The sequence below is a fragment of the Megasphaera coli genome (assembly GCF_900095855.1).
GTDB classification, from domain to species: domain Bacteria; phylum Bacillota; class Negativicutes; order Veillonellales; family Megasphaeraceae; genus Megasphaera; species Megasphaera massiliensis_A.
Genome location: NZ_FMIY01000002.1, coordinates 442,791 through 458,170, shown reverse-complemented (window position 1 = coordinate 458,170; position 15,380 = coordinate 442,791). Strand labels below are relative to the sequence as shown.

Below are 15,380 nucleotides of genomic sequence, written 5' to 3'. Positions count from 1 at the left end.
TTTTAAAACTTCTTATCTTTGCGCATCACTAATTTGATTGCTGCTAAAGCCTTAATCGCATCAATCCTGTCTACGGCATTTTCCCCGACTATCTCCGTCTCAATACCTTCGGCCGATTTATTCATGTCCAAGACTCGGTCGGTATACTTGTTTTCTACAACGAACTTCGCCTGTTTGCCTATGAATTTGAGCCCTACAATACTGATTCCGCGATCTCCGACCTGCTGCATCGTATTGGCGAAATCGACATCCGAATTGCCCCAGCCGTCGGCGGAGATAACCGCACCGGCGCAGCCCATGGCCTTGAGCCACACGGCAGCGCGCTGGCCGACAAGATGCTTCATCCTGTTGTCCTGCGGAGTTCCTACGACGATGACACCTCGAAAATCAATTTCCGGATCATCGGCAAATACATCAATCAGCGGATCCTGAAAATAATGTTTGGACGTTTCCTTTGTTGACGGTCCGATACCCATAACGACACCTCCACTTTCCCGTTCCGATTAATCCATTGCACGGATTGCGCCGTCACGATATTCGTTCGGCGACAACAGAACCGGCATATTGTTCATATCAATGATGGATACTCCCCCTTTAAACCCGCTCGGCTCAAGAGGAAATACCAAGGTATCGTACATGGCGCCCTGGCCGGCCACTTCTTTAATAACGGCGACTTTCGGCTTACCGGGATGATAATTCTCCGTATACGTATGCGATTCCACTGCGTCACGCCCGTCAAGAAGCTTTAAGGGCTCCCTGATTTCCTGAATATAATTATCTACGAGTTCAAATACTTTCATACAGGTTTCACGAGTAAAAGCAGTACCTTTTTTCACAAGCGCATCTATAAGAATGATATAATCATTATCTCGCGGTGTACCTATTTTGTCAAACTTCATATTCTCTTTGAGTATACCTTCGGACGAACCGAATTCATGTAGCTGCTCGCCGTCTTCAATAGCGCCGCACACGACGACATACACACCGGTCAACGTATGGGTAATACCTGCCCCGATGGGGCCCAACACCTTCGTGGATATGGGAATCACATCCATGATGGTGTTGGTTTCTACATCGTGCTGATGCGGAGGTAATACTTGAATCTTCAGCTGTTCAATCATTTCGCATGCATGATCAAAGTGTTCCGGCACGGTCAGACGCTTCGGTTCCAATTTAAAGGATGTCCCCAACCGTACGTCTTCCATATGAAAAACCTTGATCTTTAACGGTTCACCATGCATATTCAACACCTGCTTTTCCAAAGTATCTCGCAACAACAAATTAGATTTGCGCTACATATTCATACGGCAAGGGAACGATCTTACCCGGCGTTTCAATTTCTTCAAGCTGGATAAGCGTGTCCTTGACGATGCCCGTCTGCATTTCAATATTATGCGGTTCGCCAGCGTTCGCACCCATCGGAACGATAGGAGCCGTAGCGCGCGGTGTACCGTTTTGACGTACAACAGGCGGCAATGCTGCAATAATGATAGTCGGGATACCGATTTCTTCAATAGCTCTCTGCACGATCACGGCAGTTCTGTGGCAAGTACCTCACCCGGCTGTCATAATAACGCCGTCGACGTTTTCTTCTTTCAGTCTCTTAGCGATTTCGGGACCGGTCTTTTCTTTAAATGCTTCCTGGTCGCCGCCGCCGCCCATGAAACCGAAGTGGGTCGGAGCCGTTCCCTTAATGAATCCTGCCGCCGCAAGCTCATGCAGCCGGTCAAGGGGGAACATGCAGTTAATGTCTTTGTTTGCATCACTGTTGTCGTAACCGCCGTGAGAGATCATCAATTCGCTCGTCGGCGTCGAATCGGGGATTTCACGGAAACTCGTGTCCCCTGCAAGATTGAAGCGTTTGTCGCTTTTCAGATGGGCACCGCAAGCGGATGCAAGGGCGATGACCATTTCGTTTAAAGGCTTGGTTACAGGCGTGAAGACGGATTTAGGTGTAATAGGCACATAAATCTCGGACTGTAAGCCTTCAAAAACTGTTAAACTCATAACAATTTGTCTCCTCTCTTATTTGCTTTCAGAGTTTTTGCGCTTCGCTTCTTCGCGAAGCTTATCCCTGTACTCGATAGCTTTCACATAATGTTCCGCCGGTTCTTCGTTGAAGACTTCCGGGTAGGACATGAGAAACCCCACTTCCTGTCCGAGCTTCAAATCGTAATCGGAGATAATCATGCGTTTCGGTATGCGCAAGTGGCCCAAGCGGCCTTTCAAGTCGATGCCGACGCTGCCGTCATGCAGTTCCACAATAACTCCTTCGTACATGGACTCACTGGACATGTACCTTAACTCGTGTTCAGCCATTATCTGTCTCCGCAGAAGTTTTATGCTTCCGGTTCGTATTTTTCAAGACGCTTCTTGCTCTTCGGCAATACTTGTTCGTTATCTACGAGAGGAACTTTCTTGCCCGTCGTCTTTTCAATAATTTCAATGTTGTTCAGCTTGACGTTATTGTTCCATTTACGTTCCGCAGCCTTAATTTCACCGCCGCCGAGCAAGGTTTTGAGCATAGCGAGCTGGCGAACGGCATCTTCTTCGCAGAGCGTGTTATTGGACAGGATTTCGTTTTCGATGCCCTGCTTGGACTTGTTGTTGTCGCACATGGCACCCATGTACTTATTGCCGACAACCAAGGCGCCCTGAACGGCACAATACGAAGCGCCCACAACTTTGACACCGCGTTTACCGATTTGTTCGATATGAGATGCGAAGTCAACGTGGTTATTGCCGAAACCTTCCGTCGTTACGATAGCACCGTCAATGCCCATGCATTCAACGGTCTGGCCGACGCGGCGAGAAACGTAGAACTTATCGGAGTTGGCCTGAGGAGAACCTACGAGCATGACGCCGACCAAGTCGATTTCTTCATCGCGCATTGCCAAATGAACCAGCGGTTCTCTCCAGTAATGGCGGGACATTTCTTTGGAAGCGGGCCCGATGCAGGTTAACGCATGAATGCCGCCGTCGACGAGTTCAAGCGGGCTGAGCAATACGGGCAGGTTGCCGAGGTCGACGTTCGGTTTTGCGCCCAACGTACCGACCGGTTCAACCGGCAGAATCAGATTATCGTGCATCGCACCCTGTCCCATGATTTCTTTGATAACGAGAACCTTGGGTTTACCGGGGCGACGATATTGAACGATTTCTTCTTTTTCAACTACCAACGAATCATCCGCTTTTTTAATTGCTTCACGAATTTCCTGCGCAATGTAATCGGATGCGCGGTGCGCCGCCAAAGGACCGGGGCGTTCCATGTTGGAATGCGCTCTGATGGTTACGTTCGTCTTAATGAAGATTTCACCCTTGTCGGGAGCACCCGGACGGCCCCACATGATGTTGCGGTCCATTTCGCCTTCGGAAGAACCGAATTCACCGATTTGAACGCCGTCATGATCCGTACCGGATACGACGAAAACTACGCCGTCCAATACACGGGTAATGCCTTCACCCAAATCGCCTTCCATTTTCGTGGCAATCGGCTGTACGTCCATAATCGTATTGGAAACTTCACCGTAACGGTCCGGCGTGATGATATCGAGTTCGAGTTGTTCAACGAGTTCCTGTGTTTCAACGGCTTCTTCACAAATACCGTCTTTACGGATTGTCAGCGTCGTACCTTCAATTTTCGTTTCATCGCCGAAGACGACATTTTCAATCTTCAAGTGGTCATGACGAAGTGCACGAACCTTAACGGGTTCCTGAGCGGACTCGGCAGCTACTGCCGCCACGGCTTCACCGGTTGCCGCCGAAGTGGCACCTGCCGCTGCAGCTGCTGCCGGAACTGCAGCCGCGGGAGCCGCAATACCGCCGCCGAGAGGAAATTCGAGATCGATATTCTTCCCTTCACCGATATGAATACGTACGGAGCCGCCTACAGTTGCTACCGCAGCGCCTGCAACCGGAACAGCTGCCGCTACGTCTGCAGCTGCAGGTGCGGCCTCTGCCGTTTTTTCTTCAGGTGCCGCAGCTGCCGCTGCAGGAGCTTCCATAGCCTGAAGGCCGTCGAGCATATCGGGAGTTAAAGCAACGAGAGAATCTGCCGTTACTTTGAGTGTTGCACCGATAACTTCGCCGATGTGGCATACATTATCGGGAATTGTCAGCAAGCCGGATTCTTCCAAATCCGGGAAAATATTGGGATCCTCCAAGTTGGAAGCGGACAATACCGTACCGCTTTCAGCGCGGCAGCATAATACTGCAGGATCTTTTGCATGTTCTTGCGCTGTTTCAGCTGTAATAGACATTCGTTAAATCCTCCTTGTGAAAATTTAAGTGGATGGTAATGACCGATACAGCTTGTGACCGTCAGCTCGCAGAACATGGTCTGTATGATGATAAACCGGAACTCCTAACCTAGGAGCTACACCCATAACGGTGTTCGTTCATTCGGAGCAGGTTCCGACTACTAATACTTGCGCACCGCCTCGTTTCAAGGCCATGACCTTTTCCGCCTGGCCGGGACATATCCCCGGTAAGCCGCATCTGTATCGTCCATTAACTTCTACCATTCTCTTGCAACGTTCTTTGGAAACTACTTCGGCACCCATCGATTCGGCAATTTGTGTCAGCCGTTCTTCCGAACCGCCGCATTCACAAATAAGAATGCCCGCTTTGCGTTTTTCCTGAGGAAACGGCATTGCAACGAGACACCCGCCGCTCGTCTTGGTGACCGGAGAGTCTTCCGAGCCGGGTCTTCCCGTCATGGGACCGCCGATTACGATTTCACCGTGGGGGTTAACAAAACCGCCCGATTTATCGATCAAAACCTTCATCGGGGTGCCGATAGGTACATTGACGTAAACCGATTCCTTGCGTTGTACGCGCCCCGAAACGGTGACATCTTTATCGATAACGGGCTTACGTTCTTCAATTGCCTGAACAATGTTCTTGATCGTTTCCACGTTGTCGATACAGGCTCCTACCGTGCCGGGCAACTGACCGGGTTCCAATTCGATACCCATGACTTCGCGAACGATAACGCGTTCATCACCGGCCGGATACATATCGGGCAAACGGAAGACGTCAATATACGGTTCGTCTTTTGTCGCTTTAATCAATTCGATGACCGCTTTTTTATGCTTCGGTTTTATAGCGATATACGCTTTCGGCGCTTTTGTAATTTCCATACAGTACTTGACGCCGCGAACCAGTTGTGCCGCATCTTCTTCGATTTGATGAATGTTGTGAGCCAAAAGCGGTTCACATTCCGCTGCGTTGGCAATAAATGCACCCTCGGGGATTTCCGTCTTCAGCTTAACAGCCGTCGGAAACCCGGCACCGCCGGCACCGACAACACCTGCAGCCGCGATGGCTTCAAGGTTCGTCTTCGTATCGGGAATACGGACATATTCATCAAAGTCCTGATTTTCATCAGCCGTAATGACAATTTCGTTGTCCGTAATTTCCTTGATTTCACCCGTATAGCTTGCGTGAATATTCGCACCCAGCCCGTCAGGTTCGGCAATGAGCTGTCCCCGCTTCACGCGATCGCCTGCTTCGACAATCGGTTTACAGGGACCGCCGACGTGCATTCTGAGTGGTATTTTTATCTCTGTCATTTTCATTCTCACCCCCCTTCCCAGATATATTTCGTGAATAAAAGAACTTTTCAGGGATGAATTTCGTCCCTTTCAAAATTTTTATTATTCACGCCTATGATATTATCACATGAAACCATATTTTACAAGCAACCTTATATATATTCGTTATACATTTCACTTTATTAGTTTTTTTAATAAATTTCCTGCCGTAATCCAAAACAAAAAGAGCCCCGGAAAGGGACTCTTCCGCTCAACATATATGAGGCATATACTGCGTCTTACATATTCTTATTGCGTAATTCCGTCAGGATTTCACAAACACGTTTTGCCGCCTCGGCAACGGTGACCTGTTCTTCCGCACCGGAACGGCGCAGTTTAATTTCAACTTCTCCCGTGTCCTTTACCGTGTTGCCGACGGTAACACGTACAGGGTAACCGATGAGATCGGCATCGTTAAATTTAACGCCTGCCCGCTCTTCCCTGTCGTCGAAAATCGCATCGACACCTGCGGCCTGCAGTTCTTTATAAATGCCTTCCGCAACGGCCGCCATTTCGGCGTCCTTCACGTTGACCGGTAGGACGACCGCTTCATAGGGCGCAATGGCGACGGGCCATATAATGCCGTTATCATCATGGAGCTGTTCAATAGCCGCCGCCATGGTGCGCGTGACGCCGATGCCGTAGCAGCCCATGTAGAAGGGCCTGGATTGACCGTCTTTGTCGAGGAAGCCTGCGTGCAGCGCTTCGGAGTATTTTGTTCCCAAGCCGAAGACCTGGCCCACTTCAATTCCCTGTGTCAACTGAACATGACCGCCGCATTCGGGGCATTCATCGTGTTCCGTAATGAGTCGGACCGTACCGACCGTAACGTTTGTAAAGTCACGTGACGGCGTTACGTTGCGATAATGGTAGCCGTGTTTATTGGCTCCCGTTACGCCGTTATAAATGTGCATGACCGTTTCGTCCGCCAGGATGACGAAATCATCACCCTGCTTTCCTGCATTCAAAGGACTCATGTAGCCCGGTTCCAAACCGTGGGCACGGAGCTGTTCGGGTGTTGCCGGCGTTACTTCGTTGCCCCCCACAAGGTTCTGTACGGCTACGTCATTTACTTCATGATCGCCGCGAACCATGACGAGAACGAGTTTGCCGTCAATATCGAAGGCAACGGCCTTAATCGTCTTTTCAACGGGCGTACCCGTCACCTCGACGAGGTCCTGTATGGTCGCACATGCCGGTGTAGCAAAACATTCCGCTTCCCGCAGCTCTTCTTTTTTTCCTATGAGCGCTTTCGGCACAGCTTTTTCCACGTTCGCTGCAAAACCGCATTCATTACACGTGACGATGTCCGCTTCGCCGGCCTCGGCAAGAGCCATAAATTCATGACTGTAATTACCGCCGATTTGGCCGGAGTCGGCCAGGACGGGCCGATAGTCAAGGCCGCATGCATCAAAGACACGGCAATATGCGTTATACATATTTTCATAGCTCTTGATCATGCCCGCCTTGTCGATATCAAAGGTGTACGCATCCTTCATGACAAATTCGCGGCTGCGCATGAGACCGAAACGCGGCCGAATTTCGTCGCGATACTTGTTCTGCATCTGGTAGAGGTTGACAGGAAGCTGCTTATACGAACGCAGTTCACTGCGTACGAGCGTCGTTATAAGTTCTTCGTGCGTCGGCCCTAAACAGTATTCGTTGTCGTGGCGGTCGGAAAGCTTGAACATTTCCGGTCCGTATACATCCCAGCGACCCGTTTCTTTCCAAATTTCCGCAGGCTGTACAATAGGCATCATAACCTCCTGCGCCCCTGCTCCATCCATTTCGCGGCGTACAATGGCTTCAATTTTAAGTACGACCCGACGCCCTAAGGGCAGGAAAGAATACAAACCTGCCGCACTCTTGCGAATCATACCGGCCTTCAACATCAGTTTATGACTGACAACATCGGCTTCTGCAGGATCGTCCCGCAAGGTAGGGCAATATAATTGTGACGCTAACATACGCATGACCTCCTGTTTATGGTGTGCTTTCTCTAAAACCATGTAAAGTAGTTATAGAGAATCGTGAATTAAATCACTAAATTTATTAAAGTATAACATATATGGTTTTGAGTAAACAAGTACCCCTATTATGAATCTGCTTTTTTTATTTTTTTAACAGAATTTATCGCGCTGCGGATTGATTTGTTTCTTCAATGGCACGATACGCTCATACACGCAGCCGTTCTCATTAATATAGTCCGTCACGTCTGCTATCTCTTCATCCTGCACAAGAAGAGTTCCTCCTTTTTATAAAGACGACCGATTTCGGTCAAAATCATAACCACCAGTAGAACTGGTGGTTTGCTCTGACCCTATAAGGGTCTATCTCTTGTGGTAGCACCAAATGGTGCACTGAATAAAATCCGGCAATCACATCACTGTTACTGGTAGCCCCCTCCTCGGGGGCTCTTTCTTTGCCTACTTATGTACTCTTCTTACCCGTAAACGGGTCTACATACTCTTTGAAATCCAACGTGTCCTGTGCTATATCTTCCTGCAGTTGTTGTCGGATATAGGTTTTTATCGCACCTTCGTATTTTCCTACCGTGTCCACATAGTACCCCCGACACCAGAAATGTCTATTGCCATACTTATATTTTAAGTTTGCATGTTTATCAAATATCATTAAACTGCTCTTACTTTTTAGATATCCCATGAAACCGGATACACTTAGATGTGGTGGTATTGTCACCAGCATGTGGATATGATCCGGACAACATTCTGCTTCCAGTATTTCTACGTGCTTCCGGGTGCACAACTCCCGCAATATTTTTCCTATATCCACCTTTATGGTCCCATATATAGCTTGTCTTCTATATTTGGGCGCAAATACGATATGGTATTTGCATCTCCATTTACTGTGTGATAAGCTTTGTACGTCATTCATTGACAGTGAACCTCCTATCCGTTATGTGATGTGGTTGCCAGACCATCATCATTCTAACACAGGAGGTTCCTTCTTTTTCTATAAGTATTTTTTGCTCCCCCAGTAAACTGGGGGTTTAGTCATGCCTGTTCGGCGCCAAATAAACAGCCGCGCAAAAGCCTTGCGGCCTTTGCGGACTGTATTACACTTCACGTAAAACGCGCGCCTCGGCAGGAATGGCTCTTTAGGCCAGATCCGCACAAATTCGTTCCAAATTGCGGCAAATAATAAGCCCTTCATTTTCCTGTATGGTCCGTACGGCAAAACATACTTTATCATGCTGGACGCGCGCGATGACGGGAATTTCCATCAAGCGCAGGCGCCGCTCAATTTCCGCGGCCGCCACGCCATTTACGGTAAGCGCCACGGCATAGCTCGGCATGGTATACTCCGGATAGGAGCCGCCGCCGACCATGTCCGTCACTTCGACTATTTCCGCCGTAACGGGCAGGCGCTCTTCCTCAAGAGCCGCAATAAATTGCTCGCACTTGCGGTAACAGTCTTCCTTGGTCAATGCCAGCATTTGCAGAACCGGTACTTCACGGACGGCCCATTCTTCGTCGAGGTAGGAACGGAACGTCGCTTCCAACGCGGCTATGACCATTTTATCCACGCGCAGGGCACGGAGGAGCTGATTTTTTTTCATAGCCTGAATGTATTCTTTCTTACCGACAATAATCCCCGCCTGCGGACCGCCGAGAAGTTTGTCGCCGCTGAAGGTGACAATGTCGCAGCCGTTCTGCAGGGCTTCCTTGACGGTCGGTTCATAAGGAAGGCCGAAGCGGGTCATATCAATGAGCAGGCCGCTGCCTAAATCATTGATCAACGGCAGTCCTTCGGCATGCGCCAAAGCGGCCAGTTCGTCCGTACCTACGCTCTGAGTAAAGCCGATAATGTGATAATTGCTGGTGTGCACCTTCATGAGAGCACCCGTATTCTCTGTAACGGCCGATTTGTAATCGGCCAGGTGGGTCTTGTTCGTTGTACCGACTTCACGAATTATACCGCCGCTGTGCTCAATAACCTGGGGAATACGGAAAAATCCGCCGATCTCCACAAGTTCGCCCCGGGAAATGACGACTTCCTTCCCCGGCACAAGCGTATTCAGGACAAGCATGACCGCTGCGGCGTTGTTGTTGACAACAAGGACGTCTTCGGCCCCCGTAAGCCTGCACAACATACGTGTCAGATGGCTGTACCGTGAACCGCGGCCGCCCGCTTCCAAGTCATACTCCAAGTTGGAATAACTCGTTGCAACTGCCGCCACGTGACGACTGACGGCTTTACTTAAAATGGAGCGTCCCAAATTCGTATGCAAAACCGTTCCCGTCGCGTTGATAAGGCGGCGCAAATGAAAGGTCTCCCGCTCTTTCAAGTATTCGGAAACCATTTTTTCCAATTCGCCGTCCGTCGGTATGTCCGCACGCGTACCGGCGAGAATTGCTTGCCGTACCTCCGCCAAAACGGATTGTACCGCTTCTTTTGCAAGACCTGCCGAATACGTTTCGGCCAAGGTGCTTACGGACGGCCGACTTAAAAATAAATCGACCTTCGGCAAGCGGGACAATATTTTTTGTGTTTCTTCCATGAATTCACACCTGCTTTCTTCCTTCTTCTGCGCTGTCGACTTATATCTTCGTATAAGACACGGACAAGCCCTTCCGTTCGGCATGGTAAGAACCGTCGACGGAAAGTCCCAATTCATTCAGCAAGTCCGCCAAACACGCCTCGTCACCAAGATCGTATTTCAGCGAAAAGCCGCAGCTTGCATAAATTTTTGACGGTGTCGGTATAATTCGGACCGCAAGTCCCGCTTTTTTAGCCGCTTCTTCTACGGTCATGGCATCACGCGTCGATTGCAGGAGCGCTACACCGTACCGTTCCGTCTCGGCCATTACGGCTTGATGATGCGATAGGCTTTACGCATCATTTCCACGATTGCAAACATATTCGTAATTTCACCGACTCCGACTTTATCGGTTAAGCCGTAGAAATTCAAACACGCACCGCAGCCGTAAATCTTAACTCCTGCAGCGGCAAGTTTCTTCAAATCCGTCAAAGCTTCCGATTCTTCCGTGATGAGAGGAACCCCGCCGTTGTAGAAAATAATCTGTTTCGGCAAGACGTCCTGTTCCGTAAGGGTGTAAATAAATGTTTTCATCAAATTCTCGCCGAATTGTTCGTCACCGTTTCCCATCGTCACGGAATCAATAACGACAATATATTCATCGCCGTCTTTTGTCGCCGCTTCGGGCTGCCCCGCTTTTTCAGCGTTGTCCGCCTTTGTAATAGTTACGACGAAGCGTTTTTCGCTTTCCTTCTTCAATTCATAGGTAAAACCGAGTTGATTGGCCATTTTACGTAAATTTTCCGTTGCGATTTCATTATCTACGGTCGTTTCAACCCGGTCGTTATCCTTTAAGGCTTTTCTTGTTTCAATGACAGGCAACGGGCAAGCCAAGCCTACGGCATTTACTTTAAACATTTTCTGTTCCCCCTCAGGTAACTCGTGAAATCAGGGACGTCTGTAAGGCGTCGTATTTATTATAGAATCGTTGGAGCGCATATTCAACATACAGGAACCGAAAGTTGCGTCCGGCGCGGCCTATTGTATATAGCTCATATACTCACGCGTACGCTTATCTGCAGGCTGTGAAAATAATTGACCGCTTTCTTTCGTTTCCACGACCGTACCGCCTTCCATGTAGACGGCGAAGTCGGCAATGCGCTTTGCCTGTGACAGGTTGTGTGTCACAATGACTATGGTGCAATTCTCTTTCAATTTTTTCAGCGTACGCTCCACGATGAGCGTGTTCTTTATATCAAGGGCCGAACACGGTTCGTCGAGAAGCAGGACCTTGGGCCTTAGTGTCAAGGCACGGGCTATGCAAAGCCGTTGCTGCTGGCCGCCCGAAAGAGCCGCCGCTCCTTCGCTCAGCCTGTTCTTTACTTCTTCATAAAGGCCGACCTGCCTCAAGGCCTCTTCCAGGCGCTCCTCCTGTTCTTCCTTGGCCGTAATGCCGTGATAATTCAGGGCGTACGTCATATTCTTGCGGACGGAAAAGGGGAAAACCGTCGGCTGCTGCTGAATGAGGCCTATTTGCTTGCGCACGTCGCCTATGGGCATGCCGAATATATTGCAGCCGCCCAAAAGAATCTGTCCGGACGACAAGTGAAGGGCCGGACCGTGCATGCGGTTAAGTGTCCGCAGGAGTGTCGTCTTACCGCAGCCGGACATGCCGATAACGGCCGTAACGGCATGCTTGTAAATGTCCAGATTCACTTTCTGCAAAATATCTTTTTTACCGGCTGAAACGGACACATTTTGTATAGAAATTTCGCGTTCCATCCTTACCTCCCCGATCTTCCGGCAAAGCGACACAGAATGTTGATCCCCAGAAGCATAATAAGCAGGACGAAGGCCGTGCCGTATGCCATGTTTAAGGAATAGCCCTCGCTGACGAGGATGTACAGGTGATACGGCAGGGACATAAAAGGATCCGCAAGGCCCGGCAATTCACGAGCGTACAGGACGGCTCCCGTAAACATGACCGGTGCCGCCGCTCCCATGGCGTAAGCCGTTGCCAGAGCAACGGTCGTAGCCAGCTGCCGCACTTGCTTCCGTATAATGAGCGTCACGAGAATATAGGCCTTTGATACACCCAGCGCTTCAGCCGCCTCGATTTGAGCGACAGAAAATTCGCGAAAAATCTTCTCTGCCCGAACGGCTATAAAGGGAACGATCATAATCGCCAAGGTCAGGCCCGCCGTCAATACGCTTTTGGGCACGCCCAAATGCATGAGAAAAAAACTGTACCCGAAAAGGCCGAGCAAGATAGACGGTATGCCCGATACGCATTCCGTGCAAAAACGGCAAATCCTGTAAACCGTCCTGTTCATACAGAAGAAAGTCAGCCACGCCGCAAGGGCAATGGCCGTAAAGGACGCCACAACCGCCGCGACGAGGCCCGACAGCAGCGAGCCGACGATAGCCGGAAAAATGCCGCCGGCCGTACCGGGCGGCATACCTTGGGGAAATTCGAAGATAAAGTCCCAGGTCATAACCCGGATCCCTTCGGCAAGGATTTTCACAAAAATAAAGGCCGTCGCCGCAAGGACGAGAAAAGCCGTCACATAGACGAAAAAGATAAGTCCCGCCCTCTTCACCGCTCTCCGCCTCCCCGTCTTTTAATGTAATAGAAAAGAAGGTTTGACAATATGAGCACGGCCATGAGCACCATACCTGCCGCATAGAGGGCATGATAATGAGGACTGCCGTATTCGGCACTGCCCATTTCCAAAGCGATGAGCGCCGGCACGGACTCGCCCTTACCCAGAAGTGTCGGCATGACGGCCGCATTTCCCATAACCATCATGACGGCCATGGTTTCACCCGTGGCCCGGGCAAAAGAAAGGATAAGAGAAACTGTCAGCGCTTCCCTCAAATGACGGGGCAAAAGATGCATAATCATGTGCCATTTGTCGACGCCGAGAGCAAGAGACGCCTCTTCATAGCGTTCTCTGCCGGAGCACACGGATTCGGCACAATTGGCGACAATAAAGGGCAAAATCATAACGGCCAAAACGACGGCCGCCGCAAGGACGCACTCGCCCGTCGACACGGACAGGCTTCGTTCCATAAACCTGACCACCGTCGTCAGGCCGATGAAGCCGAAAATAACGGAAGGCACACCGGCAATTAAATCAATGAAAGAAAGGAGCATTTCCCGCCACCGTCGGGGTGCGCAAAAGATGATATACACGGCGCAGCCCACGCCGCAAGGCAAGGCCATGAGAACGGCAAGAAAAGAAACGTAGAGGCTGCCGGCAATCATCGTACCGATTCCCAGCTCCGGGCGTGCCGCCGTCGGATTCCAGGCGGTTGTAAATAAAAACGTGTACCCGCCGGTCAGGGAAAAGACGGGCATTCCTTCATAACCGATAAAGAGGAATAGGAACAGGAAAACGCCGATTGTCAGCAGCGCCGTCACTGTTACGGCTCCTCTTATAATACTTCCTCCGGTTTTCATGAGACTTATTTAACAGGGATAAAGCCCATATTTTCGATTACAGCCATACCCGCGTCGGAACGGAGATAATCCATAAATGCCTTCTGAATAGCCTTCAATTCGCCGCTGCCGACGATGAGCAAAGGCCGCTGAATCTTATAGGAACCGTCCGTAATCGTATCGGGTGCAGCCGCCACGCCGTCAACTTTAAGCCGGAAAAGCTTGCCTTCGTTTTGCTTGGACACTCCGTACGACGCATAGCCGATGGCATTTTCATTTTCAATAATCTTCGCTACGAGAGCGCCCATAGACGGAGCCTGCACGGCTTTTTCCGTTACCTTCGTGTCGCCCATAATTTTCTGCTGGAATACTTCATGCGCACCGCCGCCGAGATCACGTGTTACAACGACGATTTCGTTAGCCGGTAAAGACGGATCCACTTCGTTCCACGTCTTATATTCGCCGGAGAAAATCTTCTTAATCTGTTCGCTCGTCAAATTATCTTTAATCTTGGTAATGGGGTTATTCGGATTGACCGCAATAGTCAGAGCATCGATGCCGACCTTATATTCCTTGTAGTCCTTAATCTTCTGTTTTTCGCCGTCCTTTACTTCCCGCGCTACAAGGCCGAAGTCGGCAGTCTTGTCGAGAACGGCTTTAATGCCCGCACCGGAGCCGCCGGAAGAAACATAAATCGTAATATTTTCATCGGGAAGGGATGAATCGACTTTATTCCACTTTACATTTTTTTCCGTAAAATCGGTCGCAACTTTGGAAACGACCGGTGCCAACGTGGAAGAACCGTTAAAAGCGATTTGCGCGCTCTTCCCGGCACCTTCCTTCGACTTTTCGCCGTTACCGCAGGCTGCTACCACAAACATGGCACCGATCAATAAAAATGCCGTAATCAATCTTTTTTTCACCACTATATACACCTCATTCACGTAATAATAAGTACCGTAAAAAGGCACTTTTTCAATATTATATAATACTGTAGGAATATACGGCCGGTCAATTTCTATTAATAATCTTGACACATATATATCATTTATTAAAATAAATAATCAATGAGACTTGTTTATTCGGCCTTAAAAACGATACACAAAAGCCGCCCTACGCAGAGGGCGGCTGAAAACTTACTGCAGACCTGTTACATTTCCGGTTCGATGAGACCGTACGTGCCGTGTTTACGTTTATATACGACGCTGATCGCTTCCGTTTCCGAATTGAGAAAAACAAAGAAATCATGGCCTACCAAGTTCATCTGTAAAATAGCTTCTTCCACGTCCATCGGGCGGGGAGCGAATTTCTTGCGGCGAACCACTTCAAAAACTTCTTCCGATTCAGGTGATTCCGTAGCCAACTGTGTCTGGAAAGAACCGCTCTTAATACGGCGGGCAATACGGGTCTTATATTTATGAATTTGCCGCACCATCTTGTCGAAGACGACGTCAATGGCGGCATACATGTCTTCATTGCCTTCGACGACGCGCAGGACGACACCGTCCACTTTCAGCGTAAGCTCCACGGATTTGCGCTCTTTTTCTACAGCAAGCATGGCTTGCAGATTTATTTCACTGTCAAAATATTTGGTAATCTTCTTTTCGTGCTTCAGCACATATTCCTTTAAGGCCTGTGTTACTTCCAAGTTCTTTCCTCTGACAATAGTTGCCATAATAAAACCTCCTTTTCCTTGCAATCCCGCCTGTACAACGACAGAATTTTCTATTTATACTATTCAACAAATGCCGCTTATATCCTGCTGTAAAAAAGAATTTCCCCCTTTTCGGCACGTTTGACAAGGGCGCCCATTCATGATACTATCATTTCCGACAACATCATA

General features: G+C 49.4%; 16 protein-coding genes. All 16 read right to left on the bottom strand.

The window, feature by feature from the left end; genetic code table 11:
* Positions 1–2: 2 nt before the first annotated feature.
* The 16 genes from BQ2674_RS02600 to hpf all read right to left on the bottom strand — a co-directional run bounded on the left by BQ2674_RS02600 (position 3) and on the right by hpf (position 15,212).
* The gene (locus tag BQ2674_RS02600) at positions 3–476 is read right to left on the bottom strand and encodes a glycine/sarcosine/betaine reductase component B subunit (RefSeq protein ID WP_075572307.1); all 474 of its coding nucleotides are present in this window, start codon (positions 474–476) and stop codon (positions 3–5) included.
* A gap of 27 nt (positions 477–503) precedes the next feature.
* The gene (prdD, locus tag BQ2674_RS02595; RefSeq protein ID WP_075572306.1) at positions 504–1,241 is read right to left on the bottom strand and encodes a proline reductase cluster protein PrdD; all 738 of its coding nucleotides are present in this window, start codon (positions 1,239–1,241) and stop codon (positions 504–506) included.
* 40 nt (positions 1,242–1,281) lie between these two features.
* Positions 1,282–2,007 (bottom strand): D-proline reductase (dithiol) protein PrdB, encoded by a 726-nt coding sequence (prdB, locus tag BQ2674_RS08640; RefSeq protein ID WP_083222292.1) that lies wholly within the window; start codon positions 2,005–2,007, stop codon positions 1,282–1,284.
* A gap of 18 nt (positions 2,008–2,025) precedes the next feature.
* Entirely contained in the window at positions 2,026–2,319 is a 294-nt protein-coding gene (locus tag BQ2674_RS02580; RefSeq protein WP_075572303.1) for a CBO2463/CBO2479 domain-containing protein, read from the bottom strand.
* Between the two features lie 20 nt (positions 2,320–2,339).
* Positions 2,340–4,259 carry a D-proline reductase (dithiol) proprotein PrdA gene (gene prdA, locus BQ2674_RS02575; protein ID WP_075572302.1) on the bottom strand — a complete coding sequence of 640 codons (1,920 nt, stop codon included), beginning with the start codon at positions 4,257–4,259 and terminating at the stop codon, positions 2,340–2,342.
* 24 nt (positions 4,260–4,283) lie between these two features.
* On the bottom strand, positions 4,284–5,573 hold the full coding sequence (gene prdC, locus BQ2674_RS02570) for a proline reductase-associated electron transfer protein PrdC (RefSeq protein WP_187364826.1): 1,290 nt from the start codon (positions 5,571–5,573) through the stop codon (positions 4,284–4,286).
* 260 nt (positions 5,574–5,833) lie between these two features.
* Entirely contained in the window at positions 5,834–7,561 is a 1,728-nt protein-coding gene (locus BQ2674_RS02565; protein WP_075572301.1) for a proline--tRNA ligase, read from the bottom strand.
* Positions 7,562–8,024: 463 nt separating this feature from the next.
* Positions 8,025–8,489, bottom strand: a complete 465-nt coding sequence (tnpA, locus tag BQ2674_RS02560; protein WP_075572107.1) for an IS200/IS605 family transposase — start codon at positions 8,487–8,489, stop codon at positions 8,025–8,027.
* A gap of 223 nt (positions 8,490–8,712) precedes the next feature.
* A complete protein-coding gene (selA, locus tag BQ2674_RS02555) occupies positions 8,713–10,116 on the bottom strand; it encodes an L-seryl-tRNA(Sec) selenium transferase (RefSeq protein ID WP_075572300.1) in 1,404 nt (467 codons plus the stop codon).
* A 40-nt stretch (positions 10,117–10,156) separates the two neighbouring features.
* Positions 10,157–10,423: a DUF3343 domain-containing protein gene (locus BQ2674_RS02550; protein WP_075572299.1), complete on the bottom strand. Its 267-nt coding sequence runs from the start codon at positions 10,421–10,423 to the stop codon at positions 10,157–10,159.
* Positions 10,423–11,013 (bottom strand): sulfurtransferase-like selenium metabolism protein YedF, encoded by a 591-nt coding sequence (yedF, locus tag BQ2674_RS02545; RefSeq protein ID WP_075572298.1) that lies wholly within the window; start codon positions 11,011–11,013, stop codon positions 10,423–10,425. The genes BQ2674_RS02550 and yedF overlap by 1 nt, the downstream gene beginning before the upstream one ends.
* A 120-nt stretch (positions 11,014–11,133) precedes the next feature.
* Positions 11,134–11,877, bottom strand: a complete 744-nt coding sequence (locus BQ2674_RS02540; protein ID WP_075572297.1) for a phosphate ABC transporter ATP-binding protein — start codon at positions 11,875–11,877, stop codon at positions 11,134–11,136.
* A gap of 2 nt (positions 11,878–11,879) precedes the next feature.
* Positions 11,880–12,695, bottom strand: a complete 816-nt coding sequence (locus tag BQ2674_RS02535) for a PstA family ABC transporter permease (RefSeq protein WP_075572296.1) — start codon at positions 12,693–12,695, stop codon at positions 11,880–11,882.
* The gene (gene pstC / locus BQ2674_RS02530) at positions 12,692–13,558 is read right to left on the bottom strand and encodes a phosphate ABC transporter permease subunit PstC (protein ID WP_075572295.1); all 867 of its coding nucleotides are present in this window, start codon (positions 13,556–13,558) and stop codon (positions 12,692–12,694) included. Before pstC ends, BQ2674_RS02535 begins: the two co-directional genes overlap by 4 nt.
* 5 nt (positions 13,559–13,563) lie before the next feature.
* The gene (locus BQ2674_RS02525; RefSeq protein WP_235828790.1) at positions 13,564–14,463 is read right to left on the bottom strand and encodes a phosphate ABC transporter substrate-binding protein; all 900 of its coding nucleotides are present in this window, start codon (positions 14,461–14,463) and stop codon (positions 13,564–13,566) included.
* A 224-nt stretch (positions 14,464–14,687) separates the two neighbouring features.
* Complete coding sequence (gene hpf / locus BQ2674_RS02520) at positions 14,688–15,212, bottom strand: ribosome hibernation-promoting factor, HPF/YfiA family (RefSeq protein WP_075572294.1); 525 nt, start codon at positions 15,210–15,212, stop codon at positions 14,688–14,690.
* Positions 15,213–15,380 lie beyond the last annotated feature (168 nt).